Source organism: Neisseria sp. HMSC31F04 (assembly GCF_001807735.1).
Lineage (GTDB): Bacteria > Pseudomonadota > Gammaproteobacteria > Burkholderiales > Neisseriaceae > Neisseria > Neisseria elongata.
Genome location: NZ_KV790755.1, coordinates 1 through 22,910 on the forward strand (window position 1 = coordinate 1; position 22,910 = coordinate 22,910).

Consider the following 22,910-nt stretch of genomic DNA (forward strand, 5'->3'; position numbering starts at 1 on the left):
GGAGGGAGAAGGAATTTTGCAAAGGTCTCATTTTAGTTTTACAGAAACCTTGTTTTAACTCCGTTAAAGCTCATGTTTTCAGACGGCCTCCCTCGGCAGGTATTTCGCCGCTTCGCGCAAGCTCAGTTTGGCCATTTTGTGCCGGTGGCGGTCGATAAAGCCTTGCACCCATTCGGGGTTGGTTTTGCTGTAATCGCGCAATGCCCAGCCGATGGCTTTGTTGATGAAAAATTCTTTTTGCCCCAGATTGTTGCAGATGATTTTTTCCAGCAGCGCGGTGTCGGTGCGTTGTTTGCGGAGCAGTTGGTGGTCGATGGCGACGCGGCGCAGCCAGATGTTGTCGTCCGTACTCCATGCCAATAGGACGGTGTTGACTTCGGGGTGGCGCAGGGCGATGTCGCCGACAATGCGGTCGAGTACGTCGGAGCTGTCCCACCATGATTTTTCGGTAATCAGCGTTTGCAAACGCGGGATGTCCTGCGGGGTCAGGTGCCGCTGCATTTTTTTCAGATATTCGAGCGCGGCGTATTGCAATTCGCGGTGTGGGTCGTCCCAGCAGTGGCGCACAAAATCCCAATCGACCGGCTGTTTGGCGGCGTCTTTGAACAACGGGCGGCACAGGCGGGCAAGCTGGGGTTTGCCGATGCCGAAATAGGCAAAGCGGTGTTTCATGTATGCCTGCATCGGCACGGCGCGTTCTGGGTTGGCGTGTTGTTGCAGGACGGCGAGCAGGGCGGGGTAGTCCATACGTTTTTCCTTTTTAAAGGAGATGGCAGGGTTTGGGGTCGTCTGAAAGGGTTCTGAATTGGGATGCAGGCAGCTTTTTTGTTTTTAAGTAGCCTGAAAACGCTTGGCCGCCACTTCCAGCATTTTCCATTCGCCCCCGCTGCCGTGGTAGGCTTCGGCATCAATCTCGAACACGGCGTTGCAGTGCGTGCATTGGAAATAGTGGGTCAGGAAATCGTACCAGCCGTGCAGGCGGCGGTTGCCTTGCGGGTCGGTATCGATGACGTAGCCGCTGCGGGCGAAGGTTTCGACATAGTCAGGGCTGATGCGCAGGACTTTGGCGTAGGCGAGGGTGATGTCGGCCAGCGTGCCGTCTGCCAGGCGGTCGGCGGCGCGCAGCAGTATTTGCGACAGCATATCGGGGGTTTGGATGCGGACGGTGGGGCGCAGGTCGGCGCAGTAATCGCACATGGTTCGGGCCTTTCGGTGGGGAGTGAGGTGCAGGCTGCTAGAAAATAGTTTTCAGGTAGCCTGAGGCCGTCTGAAAACGGGATGGGTGTAATGCAAAAGCATCCTGCACATTTTAAAACAAAAGTGCAGGCTGCTTTTCGTATTTTTAGGCCATCCTGAATAGCCAAAAGGCTACCTGAAAACCATATCCAAGCCGCCTAAAACCTATCTAGCGCCAACTGTCCGCAGCAATCTGCGCCCAGCCGCTTTCGGTTTGCCGCACCGCAAACGGCACGCCGCTCACGCCGAATTGTCGGGCGAGGTTTGCGCCTTCGGCAATGCGCTGCTTGGCTTCTTCTTCGGCGGCGGATTCAGTCAGGATTTCTGCTGCCTGCGTGCAGCCGATTTGTCGCGATACGTCGGCCAACACGTCCGATTTCGCCGTGTCCAAGCCGCGTCTTCGTAGCGGGCTTTTGGGCAGGCGCGCAGGGGTTCCGGTCCGCGTTATTTTGTCATGGTCTCTTACCCTATCAAAATGGAAGTCATGCTGATTGAGCCGAAGGCGAGTTCGTCATTGAATATTTCCATATCGTCCTGCGGTTCGCGCAGCGCAGTGGTGTAGAGCAGCGGCAGGTAGTGTTCGGGGGTCAGCACGGAGAGCGCGGTGGCTTCCCCCAGCCGTTCGTAATGCACCAGCGTGTCGTTGTCCCGCGCGGCAAGGGCGCGGTTAACGGCATTGCGGAAGTCTATTGCCCAGTCGTAGCCTGCGGCGGGTTCGCAGCGCATGGCGCGCAGGTTGTGCACGATGTTGCCGCTGCCGGCCACCAGCACGCCCTGTTCGCGCAGCGGGGCGAGTTTTTTCGCCAAATCGAAATGCCATTGTGCAGGCTGCATGAGGTTCAATCCGAGCTGTACCACGGGAATGTCGGCTTCGGGATACAGGTGTTTCAGCACCGACCACGCACCGTGGTCGAAGCCGCGTTCCGGGTTCGTTTCCACATTTTCAGGCTGCAACAGCGAGCGCACCTGCCCCGCCAGTTCGGGCGAGCCGGGCGCGGGATATTGCACTTGGCTGAGTGCTGCGGGGAAGCCGTAAAAATCGTAAATCATTTCAGGACGTTCGCCGGACGTTACCTGCAAACGGTTGCCGTACCAGTGCGCAGAAATCATCAGAATGGCTTTCGGTTTGGCAAATTTCTGCGCAATGCGGCGGAAGCCTTGGTTGAACGGGTTTTCCGCGTCCAGCGCGTTCATCGGGCTGCCGTGTCCGACAAACAGTACGGGCATTTTGTTCATGGTGTTTCCCAATTCGATTTTCGTTTTGAAGCGGATGATTTTACGGGAAACTTTTGCGCGGACCATCCCGTTTGGGGAAGAATATATTTTCTTAATAAGAAATCATTGGGCGGTTTTTGGCTTTTATGTTTTATTTTTGTTGTTTAAAGGTTGCCTGAAAGTATGGATGATGGTGTGGTTGGTGTATGAAAAGCAGCCTGCACCCTTGTTTGTATGAGTGCAGGCTGCTTTTTTGTGTTTCAGCTTCGCGGAAACTCAGCTTTCTTACAGAAATTTCGTTGAAGCTGCGTTTTCAGACGACCTCCACCCGCAGCGCATCCACAATCAACTTAAACACATTCGAATGCCCGCGGCGGCTGGGGTAATAGAGATAAAGCGGTTCGTAAGTCATAGCATACTCAGGCAACAGCTCGACCAGGTGCCCCGAATTGAGTGCATCCGCCACGCTCATATGTGCCACCCACGCGATGCCGAGGCCGTCTGAAACGGCTTGCAGGCGTAGATGGTTGTTGATGGAAAACTGCGATTTAGGCGTGAATGTAATCAGCTCTTTTTTGTATTTGAATTCCCATTGCATCACCGTGCCGTGTTCGGCGGAGAGCTTTGTGCCGATGAGGCGGTGCTGCTGCAAATCGTCAATATTTTTCGGCGAACCGTGTTGCGCCAAATAATCGGGCGAGGCAACCAACGCCATTTTGAGCGGTGCGGAAATCGGCACGGCAATCATTTCTTTCGCTACCTCGTTGCCTAATCGAACGCCCATATCAAACCCTTCTTTCACAATGTCTGCCCAGCGGTCGTCCACCACGATTTCCAAGCGGATTTTCGGGTATTGGTTCAAAATCGGCTTTAATTTCGGGTACAACACCGCTTCCGCTGCCAGCGTCGGAGCATTGATACGAATCAGCCCCGATGGTGTATTCAAAAAGTCATTTAACGCATCGACTTCGTGGTTAATCGACTGATAAAGCGGAGAAAGTTGGTCGAAAAGCTGCTGTCCCGCTTCGGTCAGCGACACATTGCGCGTAGTGCGGTTGAACAGGCGCAAATTTAGCCGCGTTTCTAAATTTTTCATGCTGTGGCTCAACGCCGAAGAAGAAATCCCCAAAAGCTGTCCCGCCTTCACAAAACTCTGAGTTTGTGCGAGTGTCAAAAAATAATTCAGCTCGTTAAAGTTCTGCATTTTCCTGCCCCGTTTTAGCTGATTAGTGAATTTAATTCACGACATCATAAAACCAAACCTAATTTATTTCAATAAAAACAAATCATAAAATGACCGCACTTTGAAACGCTAAGGAGAATGAAATGAAAAACATCCTGATTCTGGGGGCAAATGGCGGTTTGGCTCAAACGGTGATTCCGGTCTTACTGGAAACCCCTGAACTTATACTCACGCTGGTATCACGCAACATCCGCCGCCTGCAAACCTTCGCCAATGAGCGGGTAAATGTGGTGCAGGCTGATGTGATGGATTTGCCTCAACTGGAAAGCTTAATGCAGGGGCAAGATTTGGTGTATGCCAACCTTGCGGGAAATCTTGAAGCAATGGCGGAAAATATTGTGCAAGCAATGAACCGTACCAACGTAAAAAGACTGATTTGGATTAGTTCGATGGGTATTTATGGCGAAACAGGTGAAGACCACGGAGCAATTTTAGAGCCTTACCGCCGTTCGGCGCAGGTGGTGGAAAACAGTCGCTTGGATTACACCATTATCCGCCCTGCATGGTTTACAGACGGCCATGAAATCGATTACCAACTCACCCGTAAAGGCGAACCATTTCAGGGCAGACAGGTTTCTAAACGTAGCATTGCCCATTTAATCGCCAAACTGATTGAACGCCCCGAATTTTCCATTCGGGAAAGTTTAGGTATAGGCAGAATCTAACCAATAAACGCAAGGAAACTCAAAAATAACCCCAATCGAAACTTTAATTGAAAAACAAGCTATTAAAGAATTGGTCGATACGTTCTCCAATTTAGCAGATATAAAAGACGTGGCAGCACAAGGCCCCTTATTTACTGAGGACGGGCATGTCACCACCTACATTGGCGGCGAACTGTTTGCCGATTTGAAAAACCGTGCGGAAATCGTGGACGTATTCACCGACTTCCTTGCCAATTTCAAACGTGTTTACCATTTAAACGGACAACTGACCATTCACTCGCTAAGTGATAGCCGCGCCGAAGGCATCAACTATTGCCATGTGGTGTTGACCGAAGAAAAAGATGGCAAGGAAATGGTGCATAACCATTATGTACGCTACAACGACACTTATGTTAAAGAAGAGGGCAAATGGTTGATTCAACGCCGCATTGCCAACTTCATGATTAGTGATAGTCGTGAACTTGGCAAAATTGCCTAACGACAGATTGCTGAATTTAATTCATGACATCATCAATCTATCCCTAATTTATCGCAATAAAAACGTGATCTAAAATAACCGCACTTTTACGAGAACAAACAGGAGACAATATCATGCAAAACATCACATTAAATAACGGCGTACAAATTCCTGCACTTGGTTTCGGCGTATTCCAAATTCCGCCCGCAGAAACCGAACAGGCCGTGATTGCCGCCATCAAGGCAGGCTATCGTCACATCGACACCGCGCAGGTTTATATGAATGAAACCGAAGTCGGTTTGGGAATTAAAAACAGCGGCGTGGCGCGCGAAGAATTGTTCGTTACCACCAAAATTTGGGTAGAAAATTTCGGCTACGAAGCCGCCAAAGCCTCGTTGGATCGTTCATTGGGCCGTCTGAATTTGGATTACATCGATATGGTGCTGATTCATCAGCCTTACGGCGACAGTTACGGCACATGGCGCGCGCTGGAAGAATATCAGGCAGCCGGCAAAATCCGCGCCATCGGCGTGAGCAATTTTTCGCCCGTGCGCGTGGTGGATTTGGGACTATTCAATAAAGTGATGCCGCAGGCTAATCAGATTGAAATCAATCCGTTCCAACAAAAAACCGAAGCCGTTGCCGCTTTGCAGGCTGAAGGCATCGCCGTGGAAGCATGGGCACCGTTTGCCGAAGGCAAAAACGATATTTTCCACAATCCCGTATTAAGCAAAATCGGCACGAAATATGGCAAATCTGTGGCACAAGTGATTACCCGCTGGCTGGTGGAACGTGGCATCATTGTATTGGCAAAATCCACCAAACCCGAACGCATGGCGGAGAACTTGAACATCTTTGACTTTGCCCTCAGTGATGAAGACAAAGCAGAAATTGCCAAACTGGACGGCACGTTCGCCGCCATCGTCAATCACGACACGGTGGATAATTTGAAACGTATCGCTTCATGGAAAACGGGACAATAACCGCAAACATCACATCCTTTTTTATAAATTATTTATTCTAGGAATAAAAATGAACATTTTATTATTAAACGGTGGTAAAGAATTCGGCCATTCGCATGGTGAGTTAAACAACACGCTTCACAAAAAAGCAAAAGAAGTTTTGACCGCACTTGGACACAATGTAAAAGAAACTGTGATTGATACTGGCTATGATGTTGAGGCAGAAATCGAAAAATTCTTGTGGATGGATGCCGTGATTTGGCAGATGCCTGTTTGGTGGATGCACGAGCCTTGGACAGTGAAGAAATACATAGACGAAGTATTTATCGCTGGACACGGCAAGCTTTACCACAGTGATGGCCGTCATCGTGTTAGTCCAACTGAAGGCTTCGGTACAGGTGGTTTGTTGCAAGGCAAAAAACACATGCTTTCGCTTACTTGGAATGCGCCGATTGAAGCGTTCACCCGTGAAGGCGACTTCTTTGAAGGCAAAGATGTGGATGCTGTGTACATGCCTTTCCACAAACTCAACGAGTTCATCGGTTTGACCCGTCTACCGACATTTACATGTAACGATGTAGTTAAAAATCCACAAGTAGAACAATACTTCGCAGACTATCAAGTACACTTGAAAAAAGTGTTCGGTTAATGATAAAACATCAACTTGAAGCGGTGGGCTTTTGCCCACCATTTTGTCAGTCGCTAATTGGTACGAAATATGGCAAATCCGTGGCGCAAGTGATTACCCGCTGGCTGGTGGAACGCGACATCATCGTGTTGGCAAAATCCACCAAACCCGAACGTATGGCGGAAAACCTGAATGTCTTTGATTTTGCTCTCAGCGATGAAGACAAAGCCGAAATTGCCAAACTGGACGGCACGTTCGCCGCCATCGTCAATCACGACACGGTGGATAATTTGAAGCGCATCTCCGCGTGGAAAATGGGCGTGTAAGTGTAGCGAAAAACCATCTGCAATTCATTATATGAAAGGACAAAACATGATTAACGGGTTAGATATCGAACGTTTCCGAACTACCATGGCAGCGATTGAAAACGACCATACAAAAGGCAAGGCAGCATTACGCGCCGATTCGCGCTGGGTATCCGGCACAAAGAACGAAATCTCCGTGCGCCGCTTCCCTGCCTTTACCACAGACGAACCGAAAAACATGGGCGGTGAAAACGCCGCCCCAAGTCCGATGGAATACCTGATCGGTGCTGCTGCAGGCTGCTGCTCCATAGGTTTCGAGTTGCGAGCAGCACAGGCAGGCGTGAAACTGGAACAGTTTGAAATATCCGCAAGGGGCGGTATCGACATGGCCAAACTGTGCGGCATGGAAGATGGCTACGGCGGACTGGATAATCTGGTGCTAACCGTAAAAGTAAAAGCCGACGCCGACCTTCCTACCCTGCAAAATTTCGCCGATCGCTCCGCCGCCACCTCGCCAGTGTTGAACAGCCTGAAAGCGCGGGCAAAAGTGGTTGTGGAAAAAATCTAGACGACTCAAAACGTTTTCTTGTTTTCATTTCGTTAAAAGCCCTTTTCTGGACAACTAGAAAAGGGCTTAATCGCTCAAAGGAGTACATGACATGCAACAACTGCACACTCTGAAAGACATCGAACAGGCCATCGCCACACACCCTTTAGTATCACTGTACATCAAAGCCCCAATCTGCGGTGTTTGTACGGTCGTGGCCGCCCAGCTTGACTCAGCTTTGGCGGTGGAAGGAAATGTGTATGCTGTAAAAGCCGATATTGCTGAAATACCCGAAATGGCCGGACGTTTCCACGTGCTGACCGCACCTGCATGGCTGCTGTTTTATCAAGGCAAGGAAGTAGAACGGATGGCCCGCTTCATCCCTCAGGCACAGATGAAGCAGACATTGGCAAAATGGACAAAAGTAGCAGAAAGCGGACATCAGTAACCGGTCTATCAATGTTTCAGACGCCCTATCAGGCTACCTGAAACCTAAATCACCCCCCGTTCTGCTTCCCTTCCAACATCTCCCACCGCTCCAATTTTTCCAGCAGCAGCGTTTCGATTTCCTCCGCGCGCGCTTGCAGGCTGCCGGCTTTTTCGTAGTCTTTGAAGATTTCGGGGTCGAAAAGTTGCGCGTTCAGCTCGGCCTGTTCGGCTTCCAGCGCGGCGATTTCGTCGCATTTAACGAAGCCAAATTGATATTTGCATCAGATTGGGTAATGCCGCTGCCGCCGCGCAAAACCGTGTTAAAAATGTCGCGTATGGTGATGGAAAAGCGGAAATAGAAAAATATAGTCGATTAAAATAAAAATGAGACAAGGCGGCGAGCCGCAAGCGTACAGGTAGTACGTTAAGGCGAGCCAAGCCGTATCATTGCAATTTTAATCGACTATACAAAGCAGCCTGCACTTTGTTGATTGAGGTGCAGGCTGCTTTCTATTTTTCAGGTAGCCTTTCAGACGGCCTTTCGGTTATTTGATGCAGCCTGAAAGCGGCGTTTCAACTAAGTGAAAAAAGCAGCCTGCACTCCAATTTTCAAAGTGCAGGCTGCTTTTTCAGCACGGTCAGTTTACAGGGTTGGAACCGCAAACGGATTGGCTAGCCGCCGTATGTACCTATCGGGCTGGCTATTGACATCTAATCACAGCAGACCGGGCTGTCCCAATGCAGGGTCGGTTGCGCGGGCGGCTTTCGCATCTTCGACGGTCAGCCCCAAGGCTTTTGCCACGCCTTCGCCGTAGGCGGGGTCGCAACGGTGGCAGTTGCGGATGTGGCGGTATTTGATGAAGTCGGGTGCATCGTCCATTGCGGCGGCGGTGTTGTCGAACAAAGCCTGTTTCTGCGCATCGTTCATCAGGTTAAACAAGGCGCGCGGTTGGCTGAAGTAGTCGTCATCGTCTTGACGGTAGTCCCAGTGCGCTGCGTCGTCGTTGATTTTCAAAGGAGGCTCGGCGAAGTCGGGCTGCTCCTGCCATTGGCCGAAGCTGTTGGGTTCATAGTGCGGCAGGCTGCCGTAGTTGCCGTCGACGCGTCCTAGCCCGTCGCGCTGGTTGCTGTGTACGGGGCAACGCGGGCGGTTAACGGGGATTTGGCGGAAGTTCACACCCAAACGGTAGCGTTGCGCATCGGCGTAATTGAACAGACGGGCTTGCAGCATTTTGTCAGGGCTGGCGCCGATGCCGGGAACCAAGTTGCTCGGTGCAAAAGCGGATTGTTCCACATCGGCGAAGAAGTTTTCGGGATTGCGGTTCAACTCGAATTCGCCCACTTCAATCAGCGGATAGTCTTTTTTCGGCCAAACTTTGGTCAGGTCGAAAGGATGATACGGCACTTTTTCCGCATCGGCTTCAGGCATGACTTGGATGAACATCGTCCATTTCGGAAACTCGCCGCGTTCGATGGCTTCGTACAGGTCGCATTGGTGGCTGTCGCGGTCGTCTCCGATGATTTTCGCGGCTTCATCGTCAGTCAGGTTTTTAATGCCTTGTTGGGTGCGGAAGTGGAATTTCACCCAGAAACGCTCGCCCGCTTCATTCCAGAAGCTGTAGGTATGCGAACCGAAACCGTGCATATGGCGGTAGCTGGCGGGGATGCCGCGGTCGCTCATGATGATAGTGACTTGGTGCAGGGCTTCGGGCAGCAGCGTCCAGAAGTCCCAGTTGTTTTTTGCGGAGCGCATATTGGTGCGCGGGTCGCGTTTGACGGCTTTGTTCAGGTCGGGGAATTTACGCGGGTCGCGCATGAAGAAGACGGGCGTGTTATTACCGACCATATCCCAGTTGCCTTCTTCGGTATAGAACTTCAACGCAAAGCCGCGGACATCGCGTTCGGCATCGGCACCGCCTCTCTCTGCTGCCACGGCGGTGAAACGGGCGAACATCTCGGTTTTCTTGCCGACTTCGCTGAAGATTTTGGCACGGGTATATTTCGTGATGTCGTGCGTCACGGTGAACGTACCGAACGCGCCCGAACCTTTGGCGTGCATGCGGCGCTCGGGAATCACTTCGCGCACGAAATCGCCGAGTTTTTCATTCAGCCACAAATCCTGAGACAGCAACGGACCGCGCGGACCTGCGGTCAAGCTGTTTTGGTTGTCGGCAACGGGTGCGCCGTTGCCCATAGTCAGGTGGGTTACCGGGCATTTTTTCATATTAAGCTCCTTATATGTTGATTGTGGATTGTGTTTCCATTTCCGATGATGCGATATCGGCAAATTTTCGGTGCGTATAACCGCAATTGATATCCTTGCCGTTTCTACATGGAACGTTTCGGGCAAATGTATTCACGTGTCTTTTCATAATAATACTGTTAAAAATTAAATTCAATGTAAATAATCAACGCCAACGCATTACGGATGAATTTCAACCATTTCCCCATCTGAATTGTTTAAAATCTTATTATGGCTGTTATGCCTATCCGTTTGTTAAATGTTGATATGCAGAACTGCTCGATTGCCGAAACCAGTAAAATCCATCAGGCTGCCTGAAACCCAAATCACCCCCCGCTCTGCTTCCCTTCCAGCATCTCCCACCGCTCCAATTTTTCCAGCAGCAGCGTTTCGATTTCCTCCGCGCGCGCTTGCAGGCTGCCGGCTTTTTCGTAGTCTTTGAAGATTTCGGGGTCGGAAAGCTGGGCGTTCAAATCGACCTGTTCGGCTTCCAGCGCGGCGATTTCGTCGGGCAGGGCGTCGAGTTCGCGCTGTTCTTTGTACGACAGCTTGGCCGTGCGGTTGGGCTTGGGTTTGTCTTTTTCAGACGGCCTTTCGGGCTTGGCGGCGGGGGCGGAGGCAGCCTGCACTTTCTCTTCGCGCGCTTTGGCATCGGCATAGTCCTGATAGCCGCCGATGTATTCTTTCAGACGGCCTTCTCCTTCAAATACAATGCTCTGCGTAATCACGTTGTCCAAAAACATGCGGTCGTGGCTGACGAGGAACACGGTGCCGGCGTAGTCGCGCAGCAGTTCTTCCAGCAGTTCCTGCGTGTCGATGTCCAAATCGTTGGTCGGCTCGTCCAGCACCAGAATGTTGGCGGGGCGGGTGAACAGTTTGGCCAGCAAGAGGCGGTTGCGCTCGCCGCCGGAAAGCGACGACACGGGCGACTGGGCACGGGCGGGGTGGAACAGGAAGTCTTCCAGATAGCCCATCACGTGCCGCTTTTTGCCGCCGATTTCCACATAATCGTTGCCTTGGCCGAGCGTGTAGAACACGGTGTCGTTTTCGTTCAGCGCGCTGCGGAATTGGTCGAAATACGCCACTTCCTGCTTGCTGCCGAGGCGGATTTTGCCGCCTGTGGGCGCGAGTTCGCCCAAAATCAGCTTCAAAAACGTGGTTTTGCCGATGCCGTTTGCGCCGATAAGTCCAATCTTATCGCCGCGCTGAATCACGGCGGAAAAGTCGTTCATAATCAGTTTATTGTCGTACGCAAACGAAGCGTGTTCCAGTTCGGCGACGATTTTGCCGCTTTTCTCGCCCGAATCGAGTTTGAACGACACCTGCCCCTGCCGTTCGCGCCGTGCCGCGCGCTGTTTCCGCAACTCTTCCAACCGCTTAACGCGCCCTTCGTTGCGCGTGCGCCGCGCTTCGATGCCTTTGCGAATCCACGCCTCTTCCTGCGCGTGGAATTTGTTGAACAGGCGGTTGTGTTCGGCTTCCACGGCCAGTTCTTCCGCCTTTTTCTCGCTGTATTTGGCGAACGAACCGGGATAGGAGCGCAGGCTGCCTCGGTCGAGTTCGACGATGCGGTTGGCCACATTGTCCAAAAAACGGCGGTCGTGGGTAATCACAATCAGGCTGCCTGAAAAGTTTTTCAGCAGGTTTTCCAGCCACAAAATCGCGTCGATGTCCAAATGGTTGGTTGGCTCGTCCAGCAGCAGGATGTCGGGCTTCTGCACCCACGCCTGCGCCAGCGCGACGCGCTTTTTCTGCCCGCCGGACAAATTGGCTATTTTTTCGTTTTCAGGCAGCCCCAGCTCGCCGATGGTCTGGCTCACCAGCGCATCGAACTGCCAACCGTTTTGCGCTTCGATTTGGTTTTGCAGTTCGTTCAATTCTTTGATAAGGCTGTCGTTTTGCCCGTTCGCCAGCTCGCGGCCGATCTCGTGGTAACGCCGCAGCACGTCGCGCAGGCTGCCCAGCCCTTCGGACACAATGTCGAACACGGTGGCCGCGCCGTCGAAAAAGCTCTCCTGCGGCACATACACGGTTTTCAGCCCGTTTTGCAGGATGAGCTGGCCGTCGTCGGGCTTCTGCACGCCGGCGAGGATTTTCAGCAGGCTGGATTTGCCCGCGCCGTTGCGCCCGATCAGGCCGACTTTGTCGCCTGCGGCCAGTTGGAAAGACGCTTTGTCGAGCAGCGCGACGTGCCCGAAGGCAAAGGATAGGTTTTCGGCTTGGAGGATGGTCATGGTAAGTCCTTGTTTTGTTGGGGTTCAGGCTGCCATCGGTCCGAATCTGCGATTCGGCGAACCGATGTGCGTGCCCGCGGTACTGGTTTTTTGGGGTTTCAGACGGCCTTCAAAAGCAGCCTGCACGTGGAGGGGGTATTGTGTTTAGCTATCTGCCAAATACTTTCCGCCAGGCATTCGGATTGATTTTAAATTTGGCTTTGAACTGCAAACGTAGGTTTGCCGCGCTGCCGAAGCCGCTTTGTTCGGCGATGCGTTCTATCGGCAAATCCGTATTTTCCAATAAATCCTGTACCTGCCATAGCCGCTCTGTTGTGAGCCACTCACCGAAATTCATGCCTGTGGCTTGAGAAAAATGGCGGATAAAGGTTCGGCGGGAAACAGCTAATTTTTTTGCCAAGTCGTCCAAGCGGTATGGGGTGGCAAGGTTTTGGCGCAGTTCGTCCAATAAGTGATTGATTTTGTCATCGGCGGTACGACGTTCGACAGGTCGGTGGATAAACTGTGCCTGCCCGCCTTCGCGGTGTGGTGCCGCAACCAAGGTACGGGCAAGGTCGTTGGCAACGGTTGCACCGTGGATTTTGCGGATGAGGTACAGGCAGCAATCCAGCCCGCCCGCCGCACCTGCCGATGTTAAAAAGTTGCCGTCTTCCGCATATAGGCGGTTGGTATCCAGATGAATTTTAGGGAAACGGCGAACAAAGTCGTCTTCAGCTAGCCAGTGGGTGGCGGCGGTTCTGCCGTCTAAAAGTCCTGTGTAGGCAAGGGCGTAAGTGCCGTAACATAGGGCGGTGATATGCGCACCACGTTGTACTGCTTTCTGTAAATGTGCGCTCAACTCGGGTGTCGGGGCTTCTTCAATATTGCGCCAGCCTGCGATGACGATGATGTCGGCTTCTTCCATCAAATCCAAGCCGCCGTGTACGGGAATGCTTGCGCCCAGTGCCGTGATGACGTCTTTGCTGTCATCGGAACAGATTTTCAGGTCAAAGAGCGGATGGTTCCGATAGGTCGTCTGAAAAACAGAAAAGGGAATGTTGAAGACAAAATCATTCATGCCCGATTGAGCATATAGCACGATTTTGGGGACAGCTTGATTTTGGCGAAACTCGTTACGCTCGTTTTCAGACGACATTTTGTCACTATCCTTGCGTTTATTGGCAATATTGCCTATTTTAACCGATGCACTTGCTGCTTAAAATACGCTCCATGATTTTTTAAGGAGCAACATCATGAAATTCAAGCAATTTATTCTTGCCACTGTTTTGGGCGCGACAGCCTTTTCCGCTTGGGCAGACGATTCATACCAACATATCCGTAACGCTACCGCCAAGGTCGAATATGCGGGGCAGACGTTTTTGATTGACCCGTTTTTCGCCCCCAAGCATTCCATGAACGGCTTTGCCGGCACGTTCAATAACCAAGCCAAAATGCCGCTGGTCGGACTACCGATGAGCGTGAATAAAATTTTGGACGGTGTGGATGCAGTTATCGTTACCCATACTCACGAAGACCATTGGGACGAAACCGCCGCACGTTCCATTCCGAAAAACCTGCCCGTATATGTGCAGCACCAAGCCGACGCGGCAAAAATCCGCAGCCAAGGCTTTACTGATGTACGCGTGTTGAACGGCAGCACTGTCTTCAACGGCGTAACCATCAGCAAAACCGGCGGCGTACACGGTACAGAAGCCATGTATGCCAACCCTCAGTTAGCCGAAATCTTAGGCGATGCAATGGGTGTAGTATTCCAAAGCAGCGGACACAAAACCGCTTATATTATGGGTGATACTGTGTGGACGGCAGATGTAAACAAAGCATTGAACCGCTACAAACCCGATTATCTGATTATGAACACGGGCTACGCGCTGATTTCAGGCATTTCAGACGGCATTATTATGGGGACGGCTGATGTATTAAAAGCCAGCCAAGTCATGCCTAAAGCCAAAATCATCACCGTACACATGGATACCGTGAATCATACCGCCGTCAGCCGCGCCGATATGCGTAAATTTATACGCGGTCAAGGCATTGAAAGCCGTGTGAACGTTCCAGAAGACGGAGAAATCCTGAAACTGGATTGATAAACGACACATTACCCCAAGCAGCCTGCACCTTGTTTTCAAAGTGCAGGCTGCTTTTGGCTTTCAGACGGCCTCAAGCGGCAGCCACCTCGCCTGTTTTCACGCTGTATTCCAAGGCCTTATGCGGCTTTAAGGTGGCGGAAACGTAGCCGTTGGCGGGATTGCGGACGTAGTCCAGATAATCCTGCATGGCGGGGGTGTAGCCTTCCACGTCGTCCACAGCGATGGCGGCGCGCGGGGCGAGTTTGGGTTCGAGCAGTTTGAACACGGGGTAAACCAAGTTCGGCCAGCCGTCGAGCAGCACGAAATCGATGCCGCCGGGGATGTCTTGCAAAGTTTCCAGTGCGTCGCCTTCGCGCAGTTCGATGTGGTCGGTCAGCCCTGCGGCGGCGAAGTGGCGGCGGGCGGCTTCGGCTTTATGCGGCAGGTATTCGGTGGTGATCACGCGACCGCCGTTTTTCTTGGCCGCTGCGGCCAGATAAAGCGTGGAAATGCCGTAAGACGTGCCGAATTCGACGATGTTTTTCGCGCCCTTGGCCAAGGCCTGCATATACAGGAATGCGCCCTGCTGCGGGACGATGGGGATGTATTTGTCGTCGAAATAGGCTTCGTTTTCGCCCGTCCAGCCGCTGCCTTTGCCCAGCAGTTTGGGCAGTTGGGGCAGGAAATGCCATATCAGGCCGGGAATCTGGCGTACGGCGGCGGTGTAGAGGTCGAACAATACGGCTTCGGTTTTGGCATCGTTTAAAAAAGCGAAGTCTTGTCGGGTGGGTTTGGGCATGGTTTTTCCTTTCCGAGGGCGTTCAGACGGCATGGAAGGCTACCTGAAAAATAAAAAAGCAGCCTGCACCTAGGTTTTATACAAACGGCGGGTGCAGGCTGCTATACGCGTTCGAACGCCAAATCGACAAATTCGCGCCGAACCAGTTTGCCGCTTTTGCTGACCGCCCAATCGCGGCTGCGTTGTTCCAAAATGCAGCGCAGCGGCAGGTTTTTAGCCAGGGCGTGGATGTCGGCGGCATCGTAGAGTGTGAAGCCGTGTGCCGCGAACGGCAGTTTGGCCATAAAGTCTTTTTCGCAGAAATTCAGGCACAGCCGCCCGCTGGATTTCAGTACGCGGCAGAATTCGGCCAGCATGAAGGGCGCGTTGTCCCAAAAATAGACGGTATTGACCGACACGGCTTTGTGGAACGCAGCATCGGCAAAGGGCAGCGCGCCGCCGTCATACAGCCGGTAATCCGCTTGTCCTGCGGCAATAAACGGTGCGTTGAACGCCTGCGCCTGCTCGTGCATCAGCGGCGAAATTTCCAGACCGGTGTAGTGCAGGCCGTCCGCCTGCGACAGGATGTAGCCCAAAAGGCCGCCGTTGCCGCAGCCGGTTTCCAGTATGTTGTCGCCGTTTTGCAGGCGGGCGGCGGCGAACGCGCTGACGATTTGGGTCAGGTTGCGCAGGTTCATCGCCTGCCCGAACGCCGTTCCGGCTTCGTCATGCGGGCAGCGCAGTTGGGCGGCGGTTTGTTCGGCGGATAATTCCATGATGATTCCTTGTGTTGATGGGGTGCAGGCTGCTTTTTTGGGTTTTCAGACGACCTCAAAAGCAGCCTGCACTTGGTTTCAGGTAGCCTGCAAACTGCGCTGGCGGCTTACTTTCCGCGCCGCTGCTGCATCAGCCAATCGCGGGCGGGTTCGAGCAAATAGGCGTAATCAAATGAATACATATGCTCCGCGCCTTTGTGGGTGCTGTTTTCTGGAATCACCGTATTCGGCGTGAAGCGGATGAAGTTGATGCGTTTGCCTTGGGCGAGCATTTGTTGGACTTTTGCGTCTTGTTCCGCCTGCGGCAGTTTGGCGGAAAACTCGGTTTCGGCGTAGGCAACTTTGTTTTGTTGCAGCATTTCGCCGACTTGCGCCATGCCTGCCGATGCCTTCTGGTCGGCGGCGGAAACGGTGTAGATGAATTTTGCCCGCGTCAGCGGTTTCAATACATTGATGTCCCATTGGCTGCCGACGAACATGGAAGCGGCGAAGAAATTCGGCTCGATGCTGTTGAGATAAAAGGAAATCATGCCGCCCATGGATTGACCTGTGGTGTAAACGCGGTCGGGGTCGATCGGTTTTTGGGTCATCAGGCTTTTGACGAGGCGCAGGGTCATGCCGACTTCATCTGAGGTTTGCCATTGGTCGTTGACCGCCGTTTCGGTGTAGGACGGCACGAGGACAAAGGCGGGGTGTTTTGCCTGCGCTTCGTCGGTTGCCCAAATGATGCCGCCGTAGCCCTGCATCAGCGGGGCTTTCACGCCTTTGCCTGCGGTACTGGCGTCGGCAATGAACATCACCAGCGGGTATTTGCGGCCGGGTTCGAGGTTTTTCGGCGTGTACAGGTTGTACTGCATTTCCTTGCCCGTTTGCGGGTCTTTGAAGGTTAGCACTTCAAAACGCGGGGCGATTTGCTCGCGCAGGGCGAGCAGGCGGCTGTCGTAAGATTTATCCGCGCCGCCGTATTGTTTGTCCCAAGCGGGATTTTGCGCGCTTTGGGCGGCGGGGCTGTTCTCAGCGGTGTTTTGTGTGGCGGTGCAGGCTGCCAGCAGCAGGCCGGCGGCGATGACGGCGGCGGTTTTTTTCATGGAAACTCCTTGAAAGATTTAGGGAAACGGTTAATTTGTTTTTACGCCCAAGCGGTTCAGCGCGTCAATGGCGGGCTGGGAAACATGGTCGCCGCGTGCGGCGGATTTTTGATACCAGCGCACGGCTTGGGTCATGTCTTTTGCCGTGCCAATGCTGTTTTCGTAGCAATAGCCCAGCCAGTATTGCCCCGTGATGTCGCCCGCTTCGGCTGCCTGCGTGAAGTAGGCGAAAGCGGTTTGCGCATTTTGGGCGACGCCTTCGCCGTTCAGATACATCAAGCCCAGATAACGCGGCGCTTTCATATGCCCCGCCTGCTGCGCCTGCTCAAAGTAGGGCATGGCATGTCGGTAATCCTGTTTTTGATACAGGGCGATGCCTTCGTCCAGCAGGGCTTTCGCCTGTTCGTTATGATGCGGAACGGCAGAACAGGCGACGAGAAGGGCGGAGATGGCAAGCGCGGATAGTCTGGATTTCATGGGCGTTTCTTTAAGAGTGAGGAAAGGGGATTTTAGAAATATCATGCGGTTACAGCAAGAGGCGGGGTGCAGGCTGCTTTCAGACGGCCTCAAAAGCAGCCTGCACTTTAAAATTCCGAGTTGCGCCATCGGCCCTCACTTCGCGCCTGCAATCATCTCTTGCTGTCGCGCCACAATTTTTGCCGCCATTTCCAAAAACAACTTTTTTTCGTCTGCCGACAAATCCGACAAAGCCGTTTGGTTGATGGCTTTGGCAATTTCCGTAGACTGCTGTTGCAAGGCACGAGCTTGCTCCGTCAGCATAATCAGGCGGCTGCGCGCATCATCGGGATTCGGTTCGCGCGTAATCAGGCCGTCGCGCTCCATCCGCGCCAAGGTGTTGGCAATCGTTGCCTGCTTCAAATCGGCGCGTTCCACCAATTCCTGTTGGCTCAAACCATCTTTCTGCCACAGTTCCAGCAATATCGGAAATTGCGCGGGGGCGATGCCCAAAGGCTTCAAACCTTCGCCCAATAAAATGGCAAATTGGCGGGCAATGTGGTTCATCAGATAGCCCGCTGATTCAGTTTTAAAAACTTCGTTCACTTTGTTTCCTTTAAAATCAAATTGTTGCGTATTATATCACAAATATAGCTTGCTATTTTAATCCATAGCACGCTATACTTATCGCAAATCGATAGCTTGCTATCTAAACACTTTCAGACGACCTCTCTCAAATGTTCAAAGGAAACCATAATGAACCGCAATACTTTACGCAAAATCCACGCCGCCGCAGGGGCAGGCGCATTTTTATTCATCGCCTCGTTTTGGATCAGTACCGTGTTCAGCGAACTCTTCGGCTCGCACGAAACCGTCGCCGCCGTGAAGCAAACCATTGTTTATGCGTTGTTCGGGTTGATTGCCTGCATGGCAACCGCAGGCGCAACGGGCATGAAAATGGGCGGCAAAAGCAAACATGCCGCGATTGCCGCCAAACGCCGCCGTATGCCCTTTATCGCCGCCAACGGAGTATTGATTTTGCTGCCTTGCGCGTTTTTCTTAAACAGCCGCGCCGCCGCAGGACAGTTTGACAGCGTGTTTTACATCGTCCAAAGCATAGAACTGATTGCAGGCGCTGCCAATCTGACGCTGCTGGGCTTGAGCATGAAAGACGGTTTTTCTATCCGCAAGCCGAAACAGAAATCCGCCTCACTTCATGTATAGGTAATGAGTGTCAGAATAGCGCGTTGAAATAAAAAGCAGCCTGCACCTTGTTTTTAAAGTGCAGGCTGTTTTTGAGCTTTCAGACGGCCTTTTGGCTGCGCTGAAACTTGGTTTCAGACGACCTGAAAAGCGGCTACCCGTTTCATCGGCCATGATTCCGTTGTCCAAACGCGTTCAAATTCTTCGGCGAAACCGTGTTGCGCGGCGTAGGTTTGCAATTGTTGCAGCCAGGTTTTCGGGGTGATGTCGGCGGCGGCGCGGGTGGTGTGCAGCAGGTAGGGGCGGGTATCGAAAGCGTGGACGATGCGTTGGCTGACGGCATTTAAGGCTTGGGGATTGTGGTCGGTTTGCCGGGCGATTTTTTCGTATTGCGACAGGGCGGCGGCTTTTGCGGTTTCGTGTTCGGCGGCGGTTTGCGGGCTGTGTCGGGCGGTGGTGGCTTGGATGATGATTAGGGGCGGCAGTTGCCCTTCGGCGAGCGCGGCGGCGAGGCGCAGGTGTCCGTCTAAAATCGGCCAGCGGTCGGACAGGGCGGTGAGTTCGTACACCAAGACGGGCGGCAGTTGGTTTTGCCGTACGCGTTTGCGCCAATATTTCAGACGGCCGTCTTCGGCGTGGTGGGTTTTCAGGGCGATAAAGCGTTCGGCTTGGGTATAAAAATCGTTGTCCAACGCGTCGAAACGGCTGCCTGAAAACAGCCATTGGGCGTAGTTTTCGTCGGTTTCGGGCTGCCCTACGGCGGTTTCGTGCCAGCATTCTCCCCATCGCTGCGGCAGGGTTTGGGCGGGGCGGTAGTCGAAGTGCCATTCGCCGATGCCGAGCAGCCCTGCGTTGTGGGCGGCGAGTTGTTCGATAAAAAATTTGTTCCACAACAGGCCTTGTTCGGCAGCGGGTTGGCGGGCGATATGTTCGTTTACGCGGCTGCCGATATGCCCGACGGGCTGATATGCCTGCCAGCTTTCGGCGTAGCTGCGGACGAGGTAAACGTCGTATAAATCGTGGCTGTGGAACGACCAGAACACGGGTTCATCGCGGCAAGTCAGGCTGAGGCTGATGCCGTCGGGCGTGTGGAGTTTCAGGCAGCCTTGCGTTTGACGGTCGATATGCAGGGCGAGGCTGTCGGGGGAGGCGGGATGGTGGGTCAGGCTGCCGCTGTATTGTTCCAGCGCGGCGGTTAGCGATTGGTAGTGCATGGGGTGTCCTTTGTGCAGGCTGCTTTTTTGGCTTTAACTTTGCGGAAACTCCGTTTCTTGGTGGAAACGGAGTTTTCATTTCGCTGAAGCCCATGCTTTCAGACGGCCTGATGTGGTCAGCGGATGTGTGGACAATTGCTATCCGTTGATGTGAAGCCGTTTTAGGATGCAGGCTGCTTTGGAACAAACACGCGATACGCGCCGCGCAGGGTGAAAAACAGCAACGCGCCGATGAACAGCACTCCGATGGTCAAGGCAATCGGCTCGTCGATGTTGCGCCACCAGCCGATGCCCGCCCATGCCAAGGCGGCGGCAAGCGGCAGATACCAGCAGCACAACACGGTGTATTTCCACCATTGCGGCGTTTCATCCGGCACGGTTTCGCCTTCGGCCAGCGCGTTCTGCCAGTCGTCGAAGCGGCGGTGGAACCACATCAGCGGCAGGGCGAACAGCGGCACGGCGATGAGCGCGTCCAGCAGGGCGGATTTGCGCTCGCGGTTGAATCGGGCGGCTTGTTCGGCATAACGGTAGATTGGCACGCCGTCCACTTGCATTTCATACAGGTGCGAGCCGCTGTATTTCACTACGGCCGGTTTGCCTGCATGGGCGTAGGCGAGTTCGCAAGCGTCGCGCAGGTCGGCGGCGCAGCTCAAATGCAGGGTTTCACCGCCGTTGGAGAAGGGGAGGTAGCTGATGCTGCTTTTATAGCGGCAGGCATTGTAGGGCAGTATCCAATCGAACAGGTCTTTTTGTTTGGCATCCTGTTGGGCATAACATTCGGAGATTTGGCTATACGGTTTGGCGGGCACAATGCCGCGTGCTTCGCGCAATTCGCCGTATGAGGCCGCTGTGCCGCCGTAAAAGGCGACAACCATGCCCGTAATGGCAATCAGCAGATAAAGCCATTGCAGCAAAGAGATGCCGCTTTTGCTGGCGGGGAATCGGTCGTAAAGCCGTTTTTCGCCGCGTGCCAGTGCGCGGATGCGCAAATACAGCACCAGCGCGGTGGCCAGCAGGATGCCCCATAGCACACCGTTTACGGGCAGAAACCAGCCGATGCCGAATGCGGCAACGATGTAGAAGAACATGGCGCGGTAGAGCGCGTGCGGGGTTTGGGGGGTGGGAATGGGGAGGGTCATCACGATCAATCTTTCGAGAAAAGGCTGAAGGCCGTCTGAAAGCGCAGCTTCAATGAAGTTAAAACCGAGCATCCGAAGGAAGCGGAGTTTCTGCGAAGCCAAAACGCTTCAAGCCGCTGGTCAAACATGTTTTATGACACTATAAACGGGCTATTTTAACACTTTTGTCAGCGCGTTATGCAGGATGGGATAGGGCTGTCGGGCAATCGGCTGCGTGATTGGCCGCCGCCCTGTGTCGGAATAAAAAATAAACCGAAAGGCCGTCTGCAAGCGCGAGCTTTAACAAAGTTCAAACAAAGCTTTTGAAGCACGCCGAGTTTTTGCGAAGCTAAAAGAGCGTTTCAGACGGCCTTTACTTTAGACAGCCGCTGGAATGTCTCACCTTGGGCCATTCTATCCGCTGTTTTCCGCATAGCTGTTCGGTCAGATGCGGGCTTGGCCTATTTCCGCGTACTCACGTCCTTCATCCATGCAAACAGCTCGTCCAAATCGTAATCGCCGCCGTGTCCTTGTCCCCAGGGCAGGGCGTAATCCACGTTTTTGCCATGCGCCTGCAATTTGAGCGCGAGCAGTTGTGAGATGGCCAGCGAGGTGTCGCGGTCGTTTTCGCCGACGCGGATGCGGTAGTGCTGTGTGCCGCCGCGTTGGATGAAATTCATGGCGTTCATGATGCGGACGGTGGCTGCGTCTGCCGTTTGCGCGCCCGGTACGGTGCTGTTTTGCGCACCGAACGCGGTGAAGTGTTTGGCTTGGGTTTGCGCGTCGCCGAACAGGTTGTTTTCGCCGGTGGACAAATCCACGCCGTCAAACGCGGGCGCGGTTTTTTGTCTACCGACAAATTTGGCGTAGGCGGAAAAATCGGCGGCTTTGACTTTGCCGTTTTCGATGGTCAGCCAGGTTTGGTCGGAGAGGTCTTTGCCTTCGTCCAAGGCTTTTTGCGCGGATTGGGCGAGCATGGATTCGATTTGCGCTTTGAAGCTGCCGTTGCCGTTGTTGTCCAGCGTCATCGGCACGCCTTGGACGTTTTTCAGTTTCAGGCTGTTCACATAGGCGGGGAACAGGTTTTTCAGGCCGTCTGAAAGGCGTATCTGCTCGGCGGTTTGCGTGCCGCGGACGGTTTTGCGTTGCACGCGGTAGTCCAGCATGGAAATGTCGATTTTTTCGTAGTCGTTCACGCCGTTGAACTGCCATTCGTAGGCGGCATCGGCGTGTTCCAGATTGGTAATCGGGCAATAGGCGGACACGGCGAACACGTCGTCCGTGGCGTTGGCCGCACCCAGCGCGCGCAGATAGGGCGCGTATTCGCGGGCGTTGCCGCTGGTACCGAGCAGTGCGGACAATGCACCGCCAGCGCTGGTGCCGTTGCTGATGATTTTGCGCGCATCGCCTGCCATTTTGGCGTCGTTGGCTTTGAGGTAGCGCACGGCGGCTTTCAAATCGACAATGGCGGCGGGGGCGCGCCCATTGGCTTCGGTGCGGCCGCGCGCGCCGGGGCTGGCGACCACATAGCCTTGCAACAGGGCCACGGCGATGGCGTTGGGCTTGCCGCTGCCGCGCGAATCGGTTTCAGGCTGCCACGCTTTGCCCGGCATGTAGCCGCCCACGTTGTTCGGAAAGAAAATCGGCGCGGTGTTTTTGGTGAAGCCGTTGATGCTACCGCCTTGGAAATAGGCTTCGGGGATGTACACGTTCATGATTTGGTAGCGCGTGTCGGCAGGCTTCATCACATAAACAATGTGTTCGAAGGCGCGGTATTGCACGCTCTGCCCGTTCACGTTGATGGTATGCAGGCTGCCTGCAACGTGGGCAAAGTCGAGGTTTTTCGGCGCAGGATAACGCGGCAGTTCGGCCTTTTGCGGCGGCGCGGCTTGGGCAGCCAGGGCGGCGGCCAGCAGCAGGGCGGGGATGCGTTGAAGTTTCATAGGGGTTTCCTGACGGGCGTTGTGAAAAAAGCTGCCTGCGGGTTGCGCGGCAGCGGGTGCAAGATAGGGGGTAGAATATCGGTTTTTAGGGCTGAGGGGATTAAA

26 protein-coding genes and 1 pseudogene are annotated in these 22,910 nt (G+C 53.6%); 10 read left to right on the forward strand and 17 right to left on the reverse strand.

Annotated features, from left to right (window positions below):
* Positions 1–78: 78 nt before the first annotated feature.
* The 5 genes from HMPREF3107_RS00295 to HMPREF3107_RS00315 all read right to left on the reverse strand — a co-directional run bounded on the left by HMPREF3107_RS00295 (position 79) and on the right by HMPREF3107_RS00315 (position 3,655).
* Positions 79–747 carry a DNA alkylation repair protein gene (locus tag HMPREF3107_RS00295; protein WP_070451935.1) on the reverse strand — a complete coding sequence of 223 codons (669 nt, stop codon included), beginning with the start codon at positions 745–747 and terminating at the stop codon, positions 79–81.
* 84 nt (positions 748–831) lie between these two features.
* Positions 832–1,197, reverse strand: a complete 366-nt coding sequence (locus HMPREF3107_RS00300) for a hypothetical protein (RefSeq protein WP_070451939.1) — start codon at positions 1,195–1,197, stop codon at positions 832–834.
* Between the two features lie 208 nt (positions 1,198–1,405).
* Positions 1,406–1,627: a thioredoxin domain-containing protein gene (locus tag HMPREF3107_RS00305; protein WP_210391342.1), complete on the reverse strand. Its 222-nt coding sequence runs from the start codon at positions 1,625–1,627 to the stop codon at positions 1,406–1,408.
* Between the two features lie 71 nt (positions 1,628–1,698).
* Entirely contained in the window at positions 1,699–2,472 is a 774-nt protein-coding gene (ygiD, locus tag HMPREF3107_RS00310) for a 4,5-DOPA-extradiol-dioxygenase (RefSeq protein WP_070452127.1), read from the reverse strand.
* A 292-nt stretch (positions 2,473–2,764) separates the two neighbouring features.
* Positions 2,765–3,655, reverse strand: a complete 891-nt coding sequence (locus tag HMPREF3107_RS00315) for a LysR family transcriptional regulator (RefSeq protein WP_070451942.1) — start codon at positions 3,653–3,655, stop codon at positions 2,765–2,767.
* Positions 3,656–3,777: 122 nt separating this feature from the next.
* Here HMPREF3107_RS00315 and HMPREF3107_RS00320 point away from each other — a divergent pair, with 122 nt between their 5' ends.
* The 7 genes from HMPREF3107_RS00320 (at position 3,778) to HMPREF3107_RS00350 (ending at position 7,706) form a co-directional block, all read left to right on the forward strand.
* Positions 3,778–4,359 carry an NAD(P)H-binding protein gene (locus tag HMPREF3107_RS00320; RefSeq protein WP_070451946.1) on the forward strand — a complete coding sequence of 194 codons (582 nt, stop codon included), beginning with the start codon at positions 3,778–3,780 and terminating at the stop codon, positions 4,357–4,359.
* A 46-nt stretch (positions 4,360–4,405) separates the two neighbouring features.
* Positions 4,406–4,837, forward strand: a complete 432-nt coding sequence (locus tag HMPREF3107_RS00325; RefSeq protein ID WP_256364785.1) for a nuclear transport factor 2 family protein — start codon at positions 4,406–4,408, stop codon at positions 4,835–4,837.
* A gap of 113 nt (positions 4,838–4,950) precedes the next feature.
* Positions 4,951–5,799, forward strand: a complete 849-nt coding sequence (locus HMPREF3107_RS00330; RefSeq protein WP_070451951.1) for an aldo/keto reductase — start codon at positions 4,951–4,953, stop codon at positions 5,797–5,799.
* Positions 5,800–5,848: 49 nt separating this feature from the next.
* Positions 5,849–6,427 (forward strand): NAD(P)H-dependent oxidoreductase, encoded by a 579-nt coding sequence (locus tag HMPREF3107_RS00335; protein ID WP_070451954.1) that lies wholly within the window; start codon positions 5,849–5,851, stop codon positions 6,425–6,427.
* Complete coding sequence (locus HMPREF3107_RS00340; RefSeq protein WP_070451957.1) at positions 6,427–6,732, forward strand: aldo/keto reductase; 306 nt, start codon at positions 6,427–6,429, stop codon at positions 6,730–6,732. The genes HMPREF3107_RS00335 and HMPREF3107_RS00340 overlap by 1 nt, the downstream gene beginning before the upstream one ends.
* Positions 6,733–6,778: 46 nt before the next feature.
* Positions 6,779–7,279, forward strand: a complete 501-nt coding sequence (locus tag HMPREF3107_RS00345; RefSeq protein ID WP_246828546.1) for an OsmC family protein — start codon at positions 6,779–6,781, stop codon at positions 7,277–7,279.
* A 91-nt stretch (positions 7,280–7,370) separates the two neighbouring features.
* Positions 7,371–7,706, forward strand: a complete 336-nt coding sequence (locus tag HMPREF3107_RS00350) for a thioredoxin family protein (RefSeq protein ID WP_023887410.1) — start codon at positions 7,371–7,373, stop codon at positions 7,704–7,706.
* Between the two features lie 49 nt (positions 7,707–7,755).
* Here the strand turns inward: HMPREF3107_RS00350 and HMPREF3107_RS11200 are convergent.
* Positions 7,756–7,938: pseudogene (locus HMPREF3107_RS11200) on the reverse strand (ABC transporter C-terminal domain-containing protein); the annotation flags it as partial.
* On the opposite strand from HMPREF3107_RS11200, the gene HMPREF3107_RS12025 reads away from it, so the two are divergent.
* Complete coding sequence (locus tag HMPREF3107_RS12025) at positions 7,891–8,046, forward strand: hypothetical protein (RefSeq protein WP_168160501.1); 156 nt, start codon at positions 7,891–7,893, stop codon at positions 8,044–8,046. The pseudogene HMPREF3107_RS11200 and the gene HMPREF3107_RS12025 sit on opposite strands and share 48 nt — an antisense overlap.
* 356 nt (positions 8,047–8,402) lie before the next feature.
* Here HMPREF3107_RS12025 and katA read toward each other — a convergent pair whose 3' ends face one another.
* The 3 genes from katA to HMPREF3107_RS00370 all read right to left on the reverse strand — a co-directional run bounded on the left by katA (position 8,403) and on the right by HMPREF3107_RS00370 (position 13,298).
* On the reverse strand, positions 8,403–9,911 hold the full coding sequence (gene katA, locus HMPREF3107_RS00360; RefSeq protein ID WP_210391346.1) for a catalase KatA: 1,509 nt from the start codon (positions 9,909–9,911) through the stop codon (positions 8,403–8,405).
* Positions 9,912–10,255: 344 nt separating this feature from the next.
* Positions 10,256–12,163 carry an ATP-binding cassette domain-containing protein gene (locus tag HMPREF3107_RS00365; RefSeq protein ID WP_070451966.1) on the reverse strand — a complete coding sequence of 636 codons (1,908 nt, stop codon included), beginning with the start codon at positions 12,161–12,163 and terminating at the stop codon, positions 10,256–10,258.
* Positions 12,164–12,311: 148 nt separating this feature from the next.
* Complete coding sequence (locus HMPREF3107_RS00370) at positions 12,312–13,298, reverse strand: GlxA family transcriptional regulator (RefSeq protein WP_070451969.1); 987 nt, start codon at positions 13,296–13,298, stop codon at positions 12,312–12,314.
* Between the two features lie 97 nt (positions 13,299–13,395).
* Between HMPREF3107_RS00370 and HMPREF3107_RS00375 the strand changes: the two genes are divergently transcribed.
* Positions 13,396–14,247, forward strand: coding sequence for an MBL fold metallo-hydrolase (locus HMPREF3107_RS00375; RefSeq protein WP_070451972.1), 852 nt, complete (start codon positions 13,396–13,398; stop codon positions 14,245–14,247).
* A 73-nt stretch (positions 14,248–14,320) separates the two neighbouring features.
* On the opposite strand, the gene HMPREF3107_RS00380 is transcribed toward HMPREF3107_RS00375, so the two are convergent.
* The 5 genes from HMPREF3107_RS00380 to HMPREF3107_RS00400 all read right to left on the reverse strand — a co-directional run bounded on the left by HMPREF3107_RS00380 (position 14,321) and on the right by HMPREF3107_RS00400 (position 17,894).
* Entirely contained in the window at positions 14,321–15,028 is a 708-nt protein-coding gene (locus tag HMPREF3107_RS00380; RefSeq protein WP_070451975.1) for an O-methyltransferase, read from the reverse strand.
* A 101-nt stretch (positions 15,029–15,129) separates the two neighbouring features.
* On the reverse strand, positions 15,130–15,783 hold the full coding sequence (locus tag HMPREF3107_RS00385) for a class I SAM-dependent methyltransferase (RefSeq protein ID WP_070451978.1): 654 nt from the start codon (positions 15,781–15,783) through the stop codon (positions 15,130–15,132).
* A gap of 107 nt (positions 15,784–15,890) precedes the next feature.
* Positions 15,891–16,871, reverse strand: coding sequence for a carboxylesterase family protein (locus HMPREF3107_RS00390; RefSeq protein ID WP_070451979.1), 981 nt, complete (start codon positions 16,869–16,871; stop codon positions 15,891–15,893).
* 30 nt (positions 16,872–16,901) lie between these two features.
* Entirely contained in the window at positions 16,902–17,348 is a 447-nt protein-coding gene (locus tag HMPREF3107_RS00395; RefSeq protein ID WP_070451980.1) for a tetratricopeptide repeat protein, read from the reverse strand.
* A gap of 135 nt (positions 17,349–17,483) precedes the next feature.
* The gene (locus tag HMPREF3107_RS00400; RefSeq protein WP_070452133.1) at positions 17,484–17,894 is read right to left on the reverse strand and encodes a MarR family winged helix-turn-helix transcriptional regulator; all 411 of its coding nucleotides are present in this window, start codon (positions 17,892–17,894) and stop codon (positions 17,484–17,486) included.
* A 189-nt stretch (positions 17,895–18,083) separates the two neighbouring features.
* On the opposite strand from HMPREF3107_RS00400, the gene HMPREF3107_RS00405 reads away from it, so the two are divergent.
* Positions 18,084–18,551: a hypothetical protein gene (locus tag HMPREF3107_RS00405; RefSeq protein WP_070451983.1), complete on the forward strand. Its 468-nt coding sequence runs from the start codon at positions 18,084–18,086 to the stop codon at positions 18,549–18,551.
* Between the two features lie 113 nt (positions 18,552–18,664).
* Here the strand turns inward: HMPREF3107_RS00405 and HMPREF3107_RS00410 are convergent, their stop codons facing one another.
* The 3 genes from HMPREF3107_RS00410 to HMPREF3107_RS00420 all read right to left on the reverse strand — a co-directional run bounded on the left by HMPREF3107_RS00410 (position 18,665) and on the right by HMPREF3107_RS00420 (position 22,805).
* A complete protein-coding gene (locus HMPREF3107_RS00410; protein ID WP_070451985.1) occupies positions 18,665–19,744 on the reverse strand; it encodes a hypothetical protein in 1,080 nt (359 codons plus the stop codon).
* A gap of 161 nt (positions 19,745–19,905) precedes the next feature.
* Positions 19,906–20,883 carry a hypothetical protein gene (locus tag HMPREF3107_RS00415; protein ID WP_246828547.1) on the reverse strand — a complete coding sequence of 326 codons (978 nt, stop codon included), beginning with the start codon at positions 20,881–20,883 and terminating at the stop codon, positions 19,906–19,908.
* Between the two features lie 440 nt (positions 20,884–21,323).
* On the reverse strand, positions 21,324–22,805 hold the full coding sequence (locus HMPREF3107_RS00420; protein ID WP_141742790.1) for a subtype B tannase: 1,482 nt from the start codon (positions 22,803–22,805) through the stop codon (positions 21,324–21,326).
* Positions 22,806–22,910: the final 105 nt, after the last annotated feature.

What these genes read in the sequence shown, in the direction of transcription:
- HMPREF3107_RS00365 (WP_070451966.1), bottom strand. Translation starts at nt 12,163, where the DNA reads ATGACCATCCTCCAAGCCGAAAACCTATCCTTTGCCTTCGGGCACGTC.
- HMPREF3107_RS00345 (WP_246828546.1), top strand. Translation starts at nt 6,779, where the DNA reads ATGATTAACGGGTTAGATATCGAACGTTTCCGAACTACCATGGCAGCG.
- HMPREF3107_RS00405 (WP_070451983.1), top strand. Translation starts at nt 18,084, where the DNA reads ATGAACCGCAATACTTTACGCAAAATCCACGCCGCCGCAGGGGCAGGC.
- HMPREF3107_RS00370 (WP_070451969.1), bottom strand. Translation starts at nt 13,298, where the DNA reads ATGTCGTCTGAAAACGAGCGTAACGAGTTTCGCCAAAATCAAGCTGTC.
- HMPREF3107_RS00395 (WP_070451980.1), bottom strand. Translation starts at nt 17,348, where the DNA reads ATGAAATCCAGACTATCCGCGCTTGCCATCTCCGCCCTTCTCGTCGCC.
- HMPREF3107_RS00420 (WP_141742790.1), bottom strand. Translation starts at nt 22,805, where the DNA reads ATGAAACTTCAACGCATCCCCGCCCTGCTGCTGGCCGCCGCCCTGGCT.
- HMPREF3107_RS00335 (WP_070451954.1), top strand. Translation starts at nt 5,849, where the DNA reads ATGAACATTTTATTATTAAACGGTGGTAAAGAATTCGGCCATTCGCAT.
- HMPREF3107_RS00300 (WP_070451939.1), bottom strand. Translation starts at nt 1,197, where the DNA reads ATGTGCGATTACTGCGCCGACCTGCGCCCCACCGTCCGCATCCAAACC.
- ygiD (WP_070452127.1), bottom strand. Translation starts at nt 2,472, where the DNA reads ATGAACAAAATGCCCGTACTGTTTGTCGGACACGGCAGCCCGATGAAC.
- HMPREF3107_RS00385 (WP_070451978.1), bottom strand. Translation starts at nt 15,783, where the DNA reads ATGGAATTATCCGCCGAACAAACCGCCGCCCAACTGCGCTGCCCGCAT.
- HMPREF3107_RS00410 (WP_070451985.1), bottom strand. Translation starts at nt 19,744, where the DNA reads ATGCACTACCAATCGCTAACCGCCGCGCTGGAACAATACAGCGGCAGC.
- katA (WP_210391346.1), bottom strand. Translation starts at nt 9,911, where the DNA reads ATGAAAAAATGCCCGGTAACCCACCTGACTATGGGCAACGGCGCACCC.
- HMPREF3107_RS00330 (WP_070451951.1), top strand. Translation starts at nt 4,951, where the DNA reads ATGCAAAACATCACATTAAATAACGGCGTACAAATTCCTGCACTTGGT.
- HMPREF3107_RS00390 (WP_070451979.1), bottom strand. Translation starts at nt 16,871, where the DNA reads ATGAAAAAAACCGCCGCCGTCATCGCCGCCGGCCTGCTGCTGGCAGCC.
- HMPREF3107_RS00375 (WP_070451972.1), top strand. Translation starts at nt 13,396, where the DNA reads ATGAAATTCAAGCAATTTATTCTTGCCACTGTTTTGGGCGCGACAGCC.
- HMPREF3107_RS00400 (WP_070452133.1), bottom strand. Translation starts at nt 17,894, where the DNA reads ATGAACCACATTGCCCGCCAATTTGCCATTTTATTGGGCGAAGGTTTG.
- HMPREF3107_RS00380 (WP_070451975.1), bottom strand. Translation starts at nt 15,028, where the DNA reads ATGCCCAAACCCACCCGACAAGACTTCGCTTTTTTAAACGATGCCAAA.
- HMPREF3107_RS00295 (WP_070451935.1), bottom strand. Translation starts at nt 747, where the DNA reads ATGGACTACCCCGCCCTGCTCGCCGTCCTGCAACAACACGCCAACCCA.
- HMPREF3107_RS00340 (WP_070451957.1), top strand. Translation starts at nt 6,427, where the DNA reads ATGATAAAACATCAACTTGAAGCGGTGGGCTTTTGCCCACCATTTTGT.
- HMPREF3107_RS00315 (WP_070451942.1), bottom strand. Translation starts at nt 3,655, where the DNA reads ATGCAGAACTTTAACGAGCTGAATTATTTTTTGACACTCGCACAAACT.
- HMPREF3107_RS00350 (WP_023887410.1), top strand. Translation starts at nt 7,371, where the DNA reads ATGCAACAACTGCACACTCTGAAAGACATCGAACAGGCCATCGCCACA.
- HMPREF3107_RS00320 (WP_070451946.1), top strand. Translation starts at nt 3,778, where the DNA reads ATGAAAAACATCCTGATTCTGGGGGCAAATGGCGGTTTGGCTCAAACG.
- HMPREF3107_RS00415 (WP_246828547.1), bottom strand. Translation starts at nt 20,883, where the DNA reads ATGACCCTCCCCATTCCCACCCCCCAAACCCCGCACGCGCTCTACCGC.